We start from the raw sequence: 16,826 nt of genomic DNA on the forward strand, positions 1-16,826 counted from the left end.
ACTTTTTAATTTTTAAATATTTTATAGTTGTTGTAATGTCTTACAATAAATTAATATTACAACAATTACTTAATCTATGAGTAACATTTTAATTATTCATTAATCGTATTATGGTCGATTAATTAAAACGTAAATGATAAGGGTATTTTTAATTGGTATTTGCATTATATTTTATAATAATGTAGTCTCTCAACAAATAAAATTTAAAACACTTACAACATCCGATGGGTTATCTAACAACTCTGTAATAGATATAATTAGTGATGCCAATGGAGGTTTATGGTTTGGCACATACGATGGTTTAAACTATTACGATGGTAAAAACTTTAAGGTTTTTAAGCATATTAAAGATGACAAAACTTCTATTTCTGGAAATTATATTACTAACATAATAAGAGACAACTCTGGTTTTATATGGATACAGAATAAGCAAAAGGTAATTAGTAAATATATTGGTAATGGTAGATTCGAGAATTTTTATTTCGACAAAGCAATTAATGCTTTATTTATTTCTAAAGACCAAAAAGTAGTTGTGCTCTCTTTAGGAAGTTATTTTGAGTATAATGGTAAAACATTTAAGCTTGTACCAGAGGTAGAAAAACAGTTTTATAAAGATAATACAACACTAAAAAAAATATTATTAAAAAAGAGACCCGATGTTTTTATTAATGATGTTTTAAAAGATAAAAAAGGTAATATATGGTATGCTACTAAAAACCATGGTCTGTTTTATATAGATAATAAAAGCAATACAGAAAGCAAAGGTTATGTAAAAAACTACTTACACGATGCGTATAACGAGTATGCATTTAAAAGTAATGAGATAGAACGTGTTTTCGAAGACGATTCTGGGCATATTTGGTTGGCTCATAAAGATGGAGGAGTAAGTATGGCTTATTCTAATTCTGATAAAATAAATACCGTTACACCGCATCCTATAAAGAATACAAGTTTACCAAACGAAACGGTTAGGGCTATTGCTAAAAATGAAGACAATGTACTTTGGTTGGGTTATTATTCTAAAGGCATATATTTTTATGATAAACTAAAACAAGATTATCGCCATTTTATAATTAAAGAAGCAGCTTTAAATAAAGATTGGAACCGTATAAGAAGCATGTACTTAGACTCTGAAGGTGCACTTTGGATTGGAACTTATGCAGGGCTCGTAAAAATTAAAAATGGCAAGTATAACTTATACGAACCTAAAAAAGCAAATGCATTTTTTAATGGCAGAAATTATAGCATAGTAGAAGATAATGCTAAAAACCTTTGGGTTTCGTGTTGGAGTGGTGTTTCTAAATTCAATATTAAAGAAAACAAATTTGTAACCTTTAAGGGGCAAGATTCGTTTAAAAATTTAAACATTAGGCATCTTAGTTTTTATCATAACGAGTTAATAATTTCTACAGAGTTAAATGGTGTGTTTTTATTAAATACAGAAACAGGGGCTATTCAAAAAATTAATACAAAAAATAACATTCTGTCTAACAGTATTTACTACGTTTATAAAGACTATTTGGCTAATAATTATTGGATAGCAACTTCTGGAGGTATAAGTATTTATAATAAAAAAGAAGGAGTAATAAAAAATATAACCGAAAACGACGGTTTGCCTAGTCATGTAGTTTATACTTTGTTACCAAATAATTCTAAAATTTGGCTAAGTACAGCAAAAGGAGTTGCGGTAGTAGATAAAAATAATTACGATGTAAAAAACTTTCCTGCTAAAGAAGGTTGGCAAGGCGCAGAGTTTTCTGAAGGCGCATATTATCAAGACTCTAATGGCACTATTTATTTTGGAGGCGCAAATGGATTCAGTTATTTTCAGCCTAGTATAATGGATTTGTCGTCTAAAAAACCAAAAATAAAATTAAGTGTAAACGGTAACGATAAATACAATAAAAATCAGGTTAAACCATATTCTCAAAACAATATAAAGATAGATGTAACGCCTATTATTTTTGAAGGAGATCAAAATTTAAAAATCTTTTATAAGCTAGAAGGGGTAGATGATGTCTGGAAAACTGTTAGCAAAAACCAAGCAATAAGTTATTTTAATATACCGTCTGGCGCCTATAAATTTAAAGTAAAATACAAAGACGAAGCAAATACTCCTTTACAAACCAAATTTAGTTTGCTTATAGAAAAGCCCTATTACAGTACGGTTTGGTTTTACTTTTTGGTGGTACTTGTTTTAATATTATTAATGGCGTTTTATGTTTATAAGAAAAGTCTAAATAGTAAAAAGCGACAAAAAGAATTAGAAAATGAAATAACCGAGCGAACTGCGTTAATACGAAAGCAAACCATAACATTGCAAGCAACTAATGCTAAGTTAGACGACAAAAACAAAGAGATTTTAAGACAAAAAGAAGAGCTTTTAGCTATTCATAATAATTTAAAAACGGAAGATTTCGAATTAGAAAAATTTAAAACCTTTGCTTTTTCAGAGTTTCAAGAGCCTATATCTAAAATACGAAAAGCTTCAGACGAAATAGATGATGTAAAAAAACTAAAATCAGTTATACACAAAGAGTCTAAAAAATTCTTAGGTATTATGAACGAGTGGTTTTATTTAGATCATATTAAAGATTTATCTCACTCCAAAGCATCTGCAGTTCTTTTAAAAGCATTATTAAATAATTTATTGGAAGCTTTAAACGTAAAGCTTAAAAAATCTAATATTGGTTTTAATTATACCATAGATACTGCAGCGGTATCTTATTTAGAAATAGATGTACTGCGTTTTAAACTTTTGTTTCAATATTTATTTCATGATATTTTAAAATACTCAGAATCTAATAGTCTATTAAATTTAAAAGTAGCTTATAAAGCACATAATTTAGTGTTTTATATAGATAGTACAAGCTATGTTTTGATTGATAACTGGGAGGTTGTAACACAGTATAGTCCGTATTTTAAAGCTTCTAAAATTTTAATTTCAGATTTAAATGCCATCGTAAATTTAAATCTTGAAAAAAGATTTGAATTAAGCTTAAAAATTCCTGTAAAAGCACTCTCTACCGAAAAATCGACGCCCGAAGTTGTGTTATGGAAACACATGCAGTTAGATGAAACCTTACCAAAAAACAAGAATAATATATTGGTGTATACAGAGTCTACAAATTTCGATATAGTAAAACAACTTCTGGATAATAACGATAATTTTTTAATTTTTGAAAGCGATGCATTAGCGTTAGTATCGGCTGTTAAACATTTAAAAGTATCTATGTTGCTGCTCTATAACGTTGCACTTACTAATAATATAGTAACGTTAATTAGCAATTTAAATAAGAAAAAAAACAAGCTTTACATTCCTGTTGTGTTTCTATCAGAACATATTAATTATATCGAAGATCAGCAATTTATCGATTTAGATTTAGATCTAAAATTAACCATGCCTATAAGCCAAGAGCTTCTTCATAGAAAAATAAAAAAGACTTTTACTAAGCAAGAAAAAATAAATCAGAAACTAGAAAAAGATGGTTTGTACGAGCACATTAACTCTAAAGACGATTTTTTAAGTGTAAACGAAAAATTAGTAAAAAAAGCACTGTTTCTTATAAAAGATAATTTGCATGATGCTGCTTTTAATGTAGAAAGACTTGTAGAGGTTCTAGGTATTTCAAGAATAAAATGTTACCGTGTTTTTAAAGAAACTTTAAGGCAAGCACCTTCAGAGATTATTTTGAGTTTAAGAATTGAAAAAGCAGAGTATTTATTAAGAAAGAAGAAGCTAAACATATCAGAAGTTGGCTTTGAGTGTGGTTTTAACGATCCTAAATACTTTAGTAAAACATTTAAGAAGCACAATGGTGTTAGCCCTAAAGTTTTTATTAAAGAAATGACATAAAAATTATTATGCTAGGATTAACCCAATGTTAGCTAAATATTACTGAAACAAAAGTGATAAAATTAGAAACAATTCCCCCTTTATTTTGAAACATTTTCGCCTTTTAGTGAAACATTTACACCCCCTTTATAAGTTTTGTTGAAATAGTTTTGACCAGAATTTAAAAATGAAATTAAAAATGAAAAAACTTTATTTATTTATTATAACAACTTTAATATCTGTGCTAGGTTATGCACAGGTTACCGTTACGGGTATTGTTGTAGCTGCAGATGGAATGCCTATTCCTGGTGCATCTGTAATAGCAAACGGAAACACTCTTAGTGGTGTTGCTACAGATTTTGATGGCAAATTTATATTAGAATTAGATGCAAACGAGGGGGTTTTAAAAGTATCGTCTATGACTTACGAGAGTCAAGAGATTAAGTATTCTGGGAATCAAAAATTAAATATTATTTTACAAGAATCTTTAAGTGTACTTGACGAGGTTGTTTTAATTGGTTATGGGTCTACAAAAAAGGGAGATTTAACCTCTGCAATTTCTAAGGTTGAAAATATAGAAAGTATTGCAAGTAGGCCAGTTTCTAATTTAACAGATTTTATTCAAGGTAATGTGCCAGGTGTAACTGTTTTACAATCTGGTGGCGATCCTTCTTCTAGCGGTAAAGTTGTTATTAGAGGTTTAGGTTCTGTAAACTCAGGTTCAGAAAGTGTTTTAACAGTTGTAGATGGTGTGCCTTATTACGGACCAGCAATAAACCCGAACGATATTGCTTCTGTATCTGTGTTAAAAGATGCAGCAGCAGCTTCTATTTATGGGGCTTTAGCAAGTTCTGGTGTTATTGTTATTCAAACTAAAAAAGGAAAAAAAGGAAAGCCAAGAGTTAGTATCGATACCTATACAGGTATTAGGTCTGCAACTAATTTACCTACAGCTTTAAATGCAAAACAGCAAGCAGATGTTTATAATATGGCTACAGATGCTGCAGGAGCTCCAAGGCAATCTGCTCATGATGCTGCTCAAAATCCATGGGGGCAAGTAACAAGAACAAACTGGGTAGATACTATTTTTAGAGATGCAAGCACAACAAACTTAAACGCAAATATTAGTGGAGCAGGAGATAATTTTAATTATTTAACGTCTTTTGGGTATAACTCTACCGAAGGTGTTTTAAAAGGAACAGATTCAGAACGTTATTCTTTTAGAGTAAAATCTGATTTTGATTTAACTGATAAAATTACCATTGGAGAAAATGTTTATTTCTCAGAATATGAAGCTTTAGGTACAGATACTAAAAACGGTTATTCTGGTACTATTATTAATGCTATTTATATGCCATCTGCAGCACCTGCTTACGATGAGTTTGGCGAGTTTCATGGTGTAGCTCCATATAGTTTATCTCAATTTGCAGGAGCTTATGGCGATGTTTACAACCCTTTAGCGTTATTGCTAAGACCAGTAAATAAAAGACCATCAACGTATATTAATGCTAATGTATATTTAGATTACGAAATAGTTAAAGGTTTAAACTTTAAAACAACGTATTCTTATGCTTCAACAAATTCAAATTCTAAATCTTTTAACCCTAGAAGACCAGAGTTGGGTAGAACAAGTTTAAGTAATTCTCTAGTTCAAAGTGAATCAGAGACTAATAGATGGGTTTGGGATAATCAAGTATCTTATGTAAAATCTTTTGGTAAAAGCAATTTGAATTTAACAGCAATTTATTCAGCTCAATTAGAAAAATTCGAATCTTTAAGCCAACGAGGCGAAGAGTTTAGTAACGAGGCATCTTTTAATCAGTATTTAGGAAATGCTACTATTTTTAAAACGCCAATATCTTCTGCTTACGAGGAAGCTTTAACATCTTCTATTGGTAGGGTAATGTATAACTACGATAGTAAATATTTTGCTAGTGGTAGTGTAAGGCGAGACGAAACGTCTAGATTGTTTATAGAAAATCAATCAGATGTTTTTTACTCAGCAACTTTAGGATGGAAAATATCTAACGAAGATTTCTTTAAGAGCGACCTTATAGATAATTTAAAAATAAGAGCATCGTGGGGACAAATTGGTAACGTAAATTCTGTAAACAGATATTCTTTTAACGTGCCTTTAAGAAGTAACACAGTGCTTTTAGGAGAAGGAGCTACAGATAATAATAAAGCACTTTATCAAGAAATACAGTCTAACGAAGGTTTAGGTTGGGAGCGCTCAGAATCTATAGATTTTGGTTTAGATGCTTCTTTACTTAACAACTCGTTATCTTTTGTAATAGATTATTTCGAGAAACGTACAAAAGATATGATTTTAGATGGCGATGGAGACGATCATTTAGGTATTACTGCAGGTAAGGTTAATGGCGGAGAAGTTATAAATAAAGGTTTAGAATTTGCTGTAAATTACAGTAATAATATTGGCGATTTAAACTTTAGAGTTAGTGCCAATGCCTTCTCTTTATTAGATAATAAATTGTTAAATCTTAAAGGATTTAGTGAGAGTGGTACTGCATTTGTGCTTCACGACGAAGAAGAAGTAAGAGGAGGCGTTTTAAGACCATATAGATCTGGAGTTGGCGAAGAGTTGTTTTCTTATTTTTTAATTCCATACCAAGGTATTTTTCAAAACCAAGCAGAAATTGATGCTTATACAAAAGATGGTAACTTAATTCAGCCAGAAGCAGTTCCTGGAGATTTTAAATTTGAAGATACAAATAACGATGGGCGTATTGATGGTAACGATAGAAAGTATATGGGAAGTTACCAACCAGATTTTACATATAGTTTTGGTTTAAACCTAGATTATAAAGGGTTTGATATGAGTATGATTCTTCAAGGTGTAAGTGGAGCAGAAGCTTTTAATGGTTACAAATACACAACTTACAATGCTGCCTTGCAAGGTTATAATTTAGATAGTAGAGTATTAAACGCATGGACACCAACAAATATAAATACAGATATTCCTAGAATTTCTAGAAGCGATAAGAACAATAACTTTGGTAGAAACTCGAGCTGGTATTTAGAAGATGCATCGTATTTAAGGCTTAAAAACATAACAGTTGGCTATAATCTTCCTGTAAAAACAATGAATCAATTAATAGAAGGTTCGTCTTTACGTGTTTATTTCTCAGCAGAAAATTTATTTACAATAACAGATTATTCTGGGATGGATCCAGAAGTAGGAGGAAAAGGATTAGACGTTGCAAATTACCCATTGTCGCGAATATTTACAGCTGGGTTATCATTAAAATTATAAAAATCATTTAAAGAGAATATAAAAATGAAAAATACAATAATAAAATCAGCAATGGTTTCGCTATTTACTTTAGTGGCAAGTTTAGGAGCAGTTTCTTGCTCTGATGATTTTACAAATTTAGAGCCAATTGGTAGTGTGTCTTCAGGTAATTTTTGGAGTTCAGAACAAGATGCAGAAGAGGCAGCAAATAGTTTATATGTAGAGATGAAATCTCAAAATGTATTTGGTCGTGGTTTTTTCTGGTACATGAATGCATCAGATGATATGATTACAGGAAGAATAAAGTCTTACGCAGATAATGCAAAGAATTTTAACCTAACAGGAGACGAAGGCGCTTTTAATGCTATGTATGTAGATAATTACAAAGTAATAAGAAGAGCAAATGCTATTTTAGCAAATGTACCAAGCATGGACATTTCAGATGCTGTAAAAAATAAAGTTTTAGGCGAAGCTTATTTTATGCGTGGTTTTAGTGCATTTTGGGTAGCACATACTTATGGAGATGATGGAGAAAATGGAGGCGTGCCAATTATTACTGTGGAGAATATGAATAATCCTGCAGGTAGTTTTTCTCGACCTGCAAGCGTAACAGAAAATTATGCACAAATAGTTGAAGATTTAAAAATGGCTGCAGATTTGTTACCATTATTTACAAATCTTGATACAGCAGATTATGGTAGAGCGCATAAAGATGCTGCTTTGGCATACTTAGCGAAAACCTATTTATATTGGGCGCAACACGATAATACAAAATATGCAGATGCGGTTATCTATGCAGATGCTGTTGCAAACTCAGGATCTGGTAGAGCTTTATTAGATACAGATAACCCAAGTACCGATTACAGAATGCTACACAGCTCTGTAAACGAATGGGGTAGCGAATACCTTTGGTCTGTAAATTCTAGCGAAGAAGGCGGAAGCATTTTATCTGGTGTTATGTTAGAAAACAAAGGTTGGGGTAAATACAATGGTTGGGGGTATTTTCAGCCAACAGCAGAATTATATGATGAGTTCGAAGATACAGATGCAAGACGTGCAGTAACTGTTTTAAAATTTGGAGACGAATTCCAGTTTTTTGGAGAAACTAGAAGGTATCAGTCAGAGAATTCTTTGTCAGGGTTTCAATTTAATAAATACATGTACGAGTTTCAGTTTGCAGACGCTGTAGGAAACCTTGTTAACTCTAATGGAGATAACCCTACTACAGATTATAATGTGCCATTAATGCGTTATGCCGAAATTCTTTTAATAAAAGCAGAAGCTTTAATTATGCAAGGTAAAAATGGAGATGCACCTTTAAATCTAGTTAGAGATAGAGCAGGTTTGGCGCCTATTGTAAATGCAACTATGGACGATTTAAAACACGAAAGACGTGTAGAATTAGCAGGAGAATTTGCTAACAGGCATTTCGATTTAGTAAGATGGGGCGATGCACAAGCAACCTATGCAAAACCTTTACATGGTAGAATACATACAGATAGGTCTAACCCAGATTCGCCTTATACAGTAGAAGAGATTTGGCCTGCACGAACATTTAATCCAAATGTTATGCATGTTTGGCCAATTCCAAATAGATCGATAGAATCTTCGGGAATTCCTCAAAATAAAGATTGGTAGTTTTTTTATTGTTTTTTAGTCCGAAAGGGTGCTGCCATTTGGCAGCATCTTTTTTTAATTAGTTATATTTTATGTCACACAAAATCATAATATTTTATATTTTTCTTATATTTTTTCAATTAAGCTTTTCGCAAAATAAGTCTAGTTATATTGTTCATTCTCATAACGATTATTTGCAAAATTCGCCATTTTGGTCTGCCTTTTCTAGTGGTGCAAATTCTATAGAAGTCGATGTTTTTTTTAAAGATAATAAACTTTTTGTTTGCCACACAGAAAAAGAAATTATTGAAGGTAGAACGGTTAAGAGCTTATACCTAGAACCGCTTAAAAAGGCATTACAGCTAAAAATAAATACATTTAATCAGCTGTATTTAATGTTTGATGTTAAATCTGAAGCTATTTCAACATTAAAATCTTTAATAAAAACATTAAAGCAATACCCTGATATTATTCAGAATAAAAAAATAAAAATTGTAATTTCTGGTAATAGACCTCATACCGATAAATATGTAAATTATCCAGATTATATTTATTTTGATAATCAAGATGTAAACCAAAAGTTTACAAGCAAAATACTAGAAAAAGTAGCGTTTACAAGTGTAGATTTTAAAGCGTATTCTGTATGGAATGGTAAAGGAAGACTAACACACGACGACGAAAAACGTGTTAAAGCAGTTATAGCAAAAGCCAAAACTTTACAAAAACCATTTCGTTTTTGGGGCACGCCAGATTCTAAAACCGCATGGAAACGTTTTACAGACATGGGTGTAGATTTTATTAATACAGATATGCCTTTTAAATGTCAAAATTATTTAAAAACATTGTTAAATCGTACGTACACTTCTAATGTTTTTTCTAATGTTTATAAGCCCTCTTTTAAAAACGACGGAAGTAAAGTACCTGTTAAAAACGTTGTTTTATTAATTGGAGATGGAAATGGATTGTCTCAAATATCATCTGCGGTGTTAGCTAATTTTGGGCAGTTAACATTAACTCAGTTAAGCCATATTGGTTTAATTAAAACACAATCGGCAGACGATTTTGTAACCGATTCTGCAGCTGCAGGCACAGCATTGGCAACAGGCGAGAAAACAAATAACAGAGCAATTGGTGTAGATATAAATGGAAAAGCTATTAAAAACATAACAGAGCTTTTAGATGCTAAAGGTTTTTTAACAGGATGTATTACAACCGATAAAATGACGGGCGCAACACCTTCTGCTTTCTACGCGCATCAAAGCGATAGAGATTATAGTAATGCAATTGCGCAAGAGTTATTAAAATCTAAATTATCTTTATTTATAGGAGGTGGCTCAAACGATTTTAAATCGGTAAAACTAAACACCAAGTTTGACCTGCATTCAGATTTAAAGTCTTTTAATAGCGATACAAATAAAAAAGTGGGTGTTTTTATTTCTAAAGGTAAGCCTTTATCTGTTTTAAAAGGGCGCGGTAATTTATTAGCAGAAGCAACTAGTAAGAGTTTAGCCTATTTTAAGCGTCAGCAAAAACCATTTTTTTTAATGATTGAGTCGGCGCAAATCGATTCTTTTGGGCACGAAAACGATACAGCGGGTGTTATATCAGAAACCATAGATTTTGATAGAGCTATTACCGAAGCTATTAAATATGCTGAAGAAAATGAAGATACTTTAGTGTTAATAACAGCAGATCATGAAACATCTGGTTTTAGTATTCCTAATGGAGATTTAGACGATCATACTATTGAAGGCGATTTTTCTACACACGACCACACCGCTGTTATGGTACCAATTTTTGCCTATGGCGCCCAAGCTAAAAAGTTTACAGGTGTTTACGAGAACAACGAGGTGTTTCATAAAATTATAGAAGTATTAAATGTAAATTAGAAAAATTTCTTTTTTTTCTTATTTCATGATATAAAGGTGCAATAAAATAAATAATATATAACAGCGTTTTAAGATAGATTTAGTTACTTTGTACGCTATATGTTAAAGAAAATTATTGCACTTTTTTGTTTGTTATCTAGTGTTATAACTAGTGCTCAGGTTGGAGGAGAGGCTACATACCAGTTTTTAAATTTGGTGTCGTCTCCACGTCAAGCAGCATTGGGTGGTAAAGTATTAACAAATGTAGATTACGATGTTACTCAGGCTTTGTATAATCCTGCTACCATAAATATTGATATGGATAATCAATTGGCAGTAAATTACACCAATTATTTAGGTGGTATTAGTTATGGTACAGCAGCTTATGCGTATACGGTAGATAGGCGTACACAAACATTTCATGCTGGAATAACCTATATTAATTATGGCGATTTTGAAGGTTACGACGAAACCGGAAACCGCACAGGTACCTTTACAGGTAACGAAGCAGCACTTTCTTTTGGCTATGCTACACAAATAGGCTATTCAGATTTTTATTTTGGTGCCAATGCTAAATTAATATCATCAAAATTAGAGCAATATAATTCGTTTGGTGTAGCAACAGATTTTAGTGTAATTTATATAGACGAATATTTAGATTTTAATGCTGCATTGGTAGTTAGAAATTTAGGAACTCAAATAACAACTTATGCAGGTTTAAGAGAAAAATTACCTTTCGAAATAGCGTTTGGTATGTCTCAAACACTAGAGCATGTGCCAATACGTTGGCATGTTACTTTCGAGAATCTTCAAGATTGGCCAATCGCAAAGCCTAATCCAGCACGCGTAACTAGCGATTTAAGCGGAAATCAATCCGAAGAAAAAGTTGGGTTTTTGGGGCAGGTTATTCGTCACACAATATTAGGCGCAGAGTTGTTTCCAGAAAAGGGTTTTAATATAAGAGTTGGTTATAATTTTAGGAGAGGCGAGGAGTTACGTATTGTAGATGAGCGTAATTTTTCTGGTATTTCTGCTGGTTTTTCAATAAAGTTAAATAAAATGAGATTTAGTTACACGCATGCTAAATATACGAGTGCAGCAAATTCTAGCTTCTTCGGACTTCAAATAGATTTACAATAAATAGCCTTTTATCTTAAATACTATTTAAGTAATTTTGAGCCTTTCAATATAAAAAAACTAATGGGTAAAATTACTATCGCAATAGACGGATATTCTTCTACAGGTAAAAGCACAGTAGCAAAGCAACTAGCAAAGCATTTAGGTTATGTATATGTAGACTCGGGCGCTATGTATAGAGCGGTTACGTTTTACGCCATGCAAAATGGCTTAATTACAGAAACCGATTTTAATAAAGAAGCATTAATTTATCAATTAAATAAAATAAATATAAGCTTTAAATTTAACGAAGCTTTAGGTTTTGCAGAAGTGTATTTAAATGGTAATAATATTGAAAAACAAATTAGAACATTAGAGGTTTCTGGTTTTGTTAGTAAAATAGCAGCAGTGTCAGAGGTTAGAGAGCAGCTTGTTGAGCAACAGCAACAAATGGGTAAAGACAAAGGTGTTGTTATGGATGGAAGAGATATTGGCACCGTTGTGTTTACTGATGCTGAATTAAAATTATTTATGGTCGCTTCTGCAGAAAAAAGAGCTACTCGACGTTATAACGAACTTACAGAGCGTGGCGATAGTGTTACTTATGAAGCTGTTTTAAAAAACGTTGTAGATCGAGATTATATTGATACAACAAGAAAAGACTCGCCTTTGGTTAAAGCTGATGACGCCATAGAGATTGACAACTCTAATATGACAAAAGACGAGCAATTTAGTAAAGTATTACAACTAGCTATTATGACAGTTGAAGGCTTAGAATAAGCTCGATACTATTTATTAACCAATAAGTATTGTTTTTCTAAAGGCACGCCAAATTGCCCTTCTAAACCATCCTTTATTTTTTTATAAAATTTAGTATCTGGGGGCGCACTTAAATTGTCCCAAAATACCTTTTTATATGGCAAGTTATCCATGCCTATATCTAAGTTTATTCCGTAAGGAGAAACCCTTATTTGCTTTTTATTAGTAATTACTTTGTAAACAAAAGCTTCGGCTTTAAAGTGTGTTTCTTTAATATGTTTTCTATATGCCATGTCTATTCTATCTTTCGATAGATGCCAATCGTGCTTATAGTAACTTAAAACCAATTTACCGCTTTGGTGTTTTTTATAAATATATAAGGTTTTTCCTCTTTCAATTCTGTATACTTTATAACTGTCTACACCAACGTATAACTTTATAGATTCCCATTTCATTTTTGGATTTTTTCCTTCTAAAATAACAACGTCTTCACCTTCGTAAGACGAGTCGCCTGTTTTTTTCCAGATGAATTTTTTTATATTTCTTGAATGTTGAGAATCATTAGGTCTAAAAGGATTTAATTGAGCAAGAGCATTTATAGAGTGCCATCTAAGATTTGGTTTCCATATTCTATAATCTGCAGATTTTCTAGACTCTGCAATTTGCATTGGTCCAAAATAAGAGCCTAAGCCACGTGCTTTAATTTTAATATAATTTTCTACTAAATATTTAGCACTACCATTTTCTGTGGTTGCACTTCGATATAGCATTTCTACCTGGTGTGGACTTGTAATGGTATTGTTTTTAAGGTTTTTAATGGCTAGGTTTACATATTCTCCAGGAGCTAAAATTTTTACAGCGTCAAGTTCTGTTGTGCTTTCTATTAAAACAATTTCTTTTTTCTCTTGATTTAAATAGTCTTCAATTTTAATTTTAAATGGGTTATATCCTAAACTAGATATGGATAAAGAATCTTGCAATTCGTTTTTACTTACTAAAAACGAAAATTCACCATCTTCTGTACTCGATGTACCAATGTATTTTTCTACAATACCAACAGCTGTGTATGGTATAGGAAAGTTAGATTCGTCTAAAATAATACCTTTCACTTCTATTTTTTCTTGCGCAGAAATAGACGTTGTAAATGCTGTAACAATTAATAAAATTGCAAAACAGGAGTTTTTTAAGAATGAGGCTTTAGTTCGATTTCTATTAATAATCATGTATCGTTCTCTTTTTTAGATTAGTTGTTCTTAGTTATTAGAAGCAATAAATTTATAGTAAATTATTGTTTGTAATTACTCATTAATACTCTAAAACTTGTCTGCTTTTAACTATTTTGGTTTATTTATTTACTAATTCAAATTGTTTTTCTAGAGGTACACCGTAGTTGCCTTCTAATTGTTTTTTTATTTTTTTGAAGAATTTAGTGTCTGGTGGCATGTTTAAATTTTGCCAAAAAACAGGGTTGTAAGGTAACTCTATACTACCCATATCTTTTTCTACTCCAAAGGGTTTTACCTTAATTTTCTTTTTATTTGTTTCTACATTTAAAACAAATCCTTCTCTTTTATATTCTAAGGTTTCTCCTGGAGTTCCTAAATATTGTTTTGGTATTTTGTCTTTAGGAAAACGCCACTCACCTTTAGTGTAACTTAAAACCATTTTACCTGTTTTATGTTTTTTGTAAATGTATAGCGAGTTACCTCTTTCTATGCGGTATACTTTGTAAGAATCTATACCAATATAAAATTTCATTTTTTCCCATGCCTTTTTAGGGTTTTTGCCTTCTAAAATTACAACATCTTCTCCTTCGTAAGACGAGTCGCCAATTTTAGACCATTTAAACTTTTTTAAATTTCTAGAATGCTGAGAATTTCCTGGTCTTAATGGGTTTACCTCAAAAGCCCCTACAATAGAGTGTCTCCATTGTGTTCTTTTCCAATACCTGTAATCTGCAGATTTTCTAGCCTCGGCCACTTCTATAGTTCCTAGAGGGTAAGCGGGTCCGCGATCTTTAATTTTTATATAGTTTTCTACAAAGAATTTGGATTTACCGTTTTCTGATGCAGCACCTCTATACAGTATTTCTATTTTATGAGGTGTGCTAATCGTATTATCTCTTAGACTTTTTAAAGCGTTTAATATATAATCGCTAGGCTTTAATAATGTAATAGCGTTAAGCTCTGTAATTGTTTCTTTTAAAATAATTTCTTGCTTTTCTTGTTTTAAAAAATCTGCTACTTTAACTTTAAAAGGGTCAAAACCTAAACTAGAAATAGATAAAGAGTCTTGAAGCTCGTTTTTAGTTATAAAAAAAGAAAATTCGCCATCTTCAGTACTTGCAGTACCTATGTATTTTTTTACAATACCTACTGCAACATAAGGTACAGGGTATTTAGTTTCGTCTAAAATAATTCCTTTTACCTCTATTTTATCTTGAGCAGAAGCTAAAAAAGAAAAAGATAATGCGAGTAAAAAAAGTTTAAATGTGCGTTTTAAAATTGTGGTGTTTTTTATTTTTAATATAATCATTTGGGTATTTTTATTAGTAGTAGTTGGAGTAAATAAATAAAATTGCTTTTACTGTTTAGAGAACTTATTTATTTACTAAGTCGAATTGTTTTTCTAATGGGACACCATAGTTTCCTTCTAATTCTTTCTTAATTCTTTTAAAAAATTTAGTATCTGGAGGTGTACTTAAAGTTTTCCAAAAATTAGGGTTGTATGGTAAATCTTGAGAACCCATATCGGTTTCGCCTCCACGAGCTCTAACTCTTATTTTCTTTTTGTCTGTTTCTATGTTTAATACGAAAGCTTCTAAACGGTAGCTCATTTTTTCTGCTTCGGTATTCCAGTATTTCTGCGGAATCATATTTCTTCCAAATCCCCATTCGTTGGCATAATAACTTAAATAAAGTTTCCCGCTTTTATGTTTTTGAAAAACATATAAAGATTTTTGTCTTTCTATTCTAAAAACACTGTAAGTATCTAAGCCAATGTACATTTTAATTTTATTCCAACTATCTTTGCCAACACCTTCAACAATTACAACATCTTCGTTTTCGTAAGAGGTATCTCCAACTTTTTTCCATTTAAACTTTTTTAAGTTTGGTTGTTTGTCACTAGGCCTTAATGGGTTTCCGCTAGCCATATAGTTAATGGAGTGAGTCCATTGTTTTCTTTTCCAAATTCTGTAATCGGCAGATTTTCTTGCCTCAGCAACTTCTACAGTTCCTAACGGATAAGCAGAACCTTTATCTCTAATTTTAATATAATTTTCTACAAAAAACTTAGATTTACCACCTTCTGTAGCAGCTCGTCTATACAATATATCTAATTGATGCGGAGTACTAATAGTGTTAGTTTTAAGTTGTTTTAAAGCATTTAAAACGTAATCTATAGGTTTTAAAAGTGTTATTTCGTTCATCTCGACAACACTTTCTTTTAAAATGATTTTCTTTTCTGGTTGGTTTAAATAGTCTTGAACTTTAATTTTAAAAGCATCATATCCTAAGCTAGATATAGATAAACTGTCTTGCAATTCGTTTTTAGAGATAAGCATAGAGAATTCTCCATCCTCTGTACTAGAGGTGCCTTTGTATTTTTCTATAATACCTATGGCAACATATGGTACAGGGTAATTTGCTTGGTCTACAATAATACCGCTTAGCTCAATATTGTCTTGTTGAGCGTGGCTGTAAAACGAAAAAAGAAGTAAGCATGTAATGGTTAAAAATAAAAGATTTAATGTTTTAGTAATGTTGTGAATCATAAATAAGTTTTAATAAATAAAGAACCTTGTAAATATATATACAAGGTTTTTTATTTACCACGAAAAATGTCCAAGAAACTAGAACAAATGTGTTTCTATAGGTTTGGAATAATTAATTCTTGATCTGGATGAATAATGTCAGGATTTTTTAAAATATCTGAGTTTGCTTTAAAAATGTCCTGATAATTAGAAGCTTTTCCATAATATTTAACAGCTATTTTACCTAAAGTTTCTCCACTTTTAACGGTATGTCTGTGAAAAACAGATTCGTCTTCCACTTTTATATCAGCCATAATATCTGATGGGTTTTCGCCTCCAATTTCTTTTATTTTATCCCAAAGTAAGTTTTTTTCGTAAGGCGTTTTTGCTGTTCCCCAAACTTTAAGTACGCCATTTTCTTCTTGAACGTCTCCGTTTTTAATACTTAAAGCCTCTCCTAAATCTAGTACTGCTTGGTATTTTGCTCTCATAATGCTGTTTTTTATTAAAATTTAACTCATTAAATATAGCAAAAGGACTATTAATTAGCTTAAAAAAAATATAATATATTTAGAGGTCTATAAATCAACACTTTAAAATAATATCATCTAATTAGGGATATTT

The 16,826-nt window shown here is 31.3% G+C and carries 10 protein-coding genes; 6 read left to right on the forward strand and 4 right to left on the reverse strand.

Annotation, left to right across the window (positions count from 1 at the left end; translation table 11 throughout):
• Positions 1–133: 133 nt before the first annotated feature.
• The 6 genes from ABD715_RS01670 to cmk all read left to right on the forward strand — a co-directional run bounded on the left by ABD715_RS01670 (position 134) and on the right by cmk (position 12,469).
• Positions 134–3,856 (forward strand): two-component regulator propeller domain-containing protein, encoded by a 3,723-nt coding sequence (locus ABD715_RS01670; RefSeq protein WP_344786299.1) that lies wholly within the window; start codon positions 134–136, stop codon positions 3,854–3,856.
• Between the two features lie 178 nt (positions 3,857–4,034).
• Positions 4,035–7,109: a SusC/RagA family TonB-linked outer membrane protein gene (locus ABD715_RS01675; protein WP_344786301.1), complete on the forward strand. Its 3,075-nt coding sequence runs from the start codon at positions 4,035–4,037 to the stop codon at positions 7,107–7,109.
• 24 nt (positions 7,110–7,133) lie between these two features.
• Entirely contained in the window at positions 7,134–8,726 is a 1,593-nt protein-coding gene (locus ABD715_RS01680) for a RagB/SusD family nutrient uptake outer membrane protein (RefSeq protein WP_344786303.1), read from the forward strand.
• 71 nt (positions 8,727–8,797) lie between these two features.
• A complete protein-coding gene (locus ABD715_RS01685) occupies positions 8,798–10,594 on the forward strand; it encodes an alkaline phosphatase (RefSeq protein WP_344786304.1) in 1,797 nt (598 codons plus the stop codon).
• 99 nt (positions 10,595–10,693) lie between these two features.
• A complete protein-coding gene (gene porQ, locus ABD715_RS01690) occupies positions 10,694–11,713 on the forward strand; it encodes a type IX secretion system protein PorQ (protein WP_344786305.1) in 1,020 nt (339 codons plus the stop codon).
• 60 nt (positions 11,714–11,773) lie between these two features.
• Entirely contained in the window at positions 11,774–12,469 is a 696-nt protein-coding gene (gene cmk, locus ABD715_RS01695) for a (d)CMP kinase (RefSeq protein WP_344786306.1), read from the forward strand.
• A gap of 8 nt (positions 12,470–12,477) precedes the next feature.
• Here the strand turns inward: cmk and ABD715_RS01700 are convergent, their stop codons facing one another.
• The 4 genes from ABD715_RS01700 to ABD715_RS01715 form a co-directional block, all read right to left on the reverse strand.
• Positions 12,478–13,671 carry a carboxypeptidase-like regulatory domain-containing protein gene (locus tag ABD715_RS01700; RefSeq protein ID WP_344786308.1) on the reverse strand — a complete coding sequence of 398 codons (1,194 nt, stop codon included), beginning with the start codon at positions 13,669–13,671 and terminating at the stop codon, positions 12,478–12,480.
• Positions 13,672–13,792: 121 nt separating this feature from the next.
• Positions 13,793–14,983: a carboxypeptidase-like regulatory domain-containing protein gene (locus ABD715_RS01705; RefSeq protein WP_344786310.1), complete on the reverse strand. Its 1,191-nt coding sequence runs from the start codon at positions 14,981–14,983 to the stop codon at positions 13,793–13,795.
• Between the two features lie 64 nt (positions 14,984–15,047).
• Entirely contained in the window at positions 15,048–16,223 is a 1,176-nt protein-coding gene (locus tag ABD715_RS01710; protein WP_344786312.1) for a carboxypeptidase-like regulatory domain-containing protein, read from the reverse strand.
• 95 nt (positions 16,224–16,318) lie between these two features.
• A complete protein-coding gene (locus ABD715_RS01715) occupies positions 16,319–16,693 on the reverse strand; it encodes a LysM peptidoglycan-binding domain-containing protein (protein ID WP_344786314.1) in 375 nt (124 codons plus the stop codon).
• Between the last annotated feature and the right edge of the window lie 133 nt (positions 16,694–16,826).

The organism is Postechiella marina, from assembly GCF_039538365.1.
In the GTDB taxonomy this organism is placed as follows: Bacteria; Bacteroidota; Bacteroidia; order Flavobacteriales; family Flavobacteriaceae; genus Postechiella; species Postechiella marina.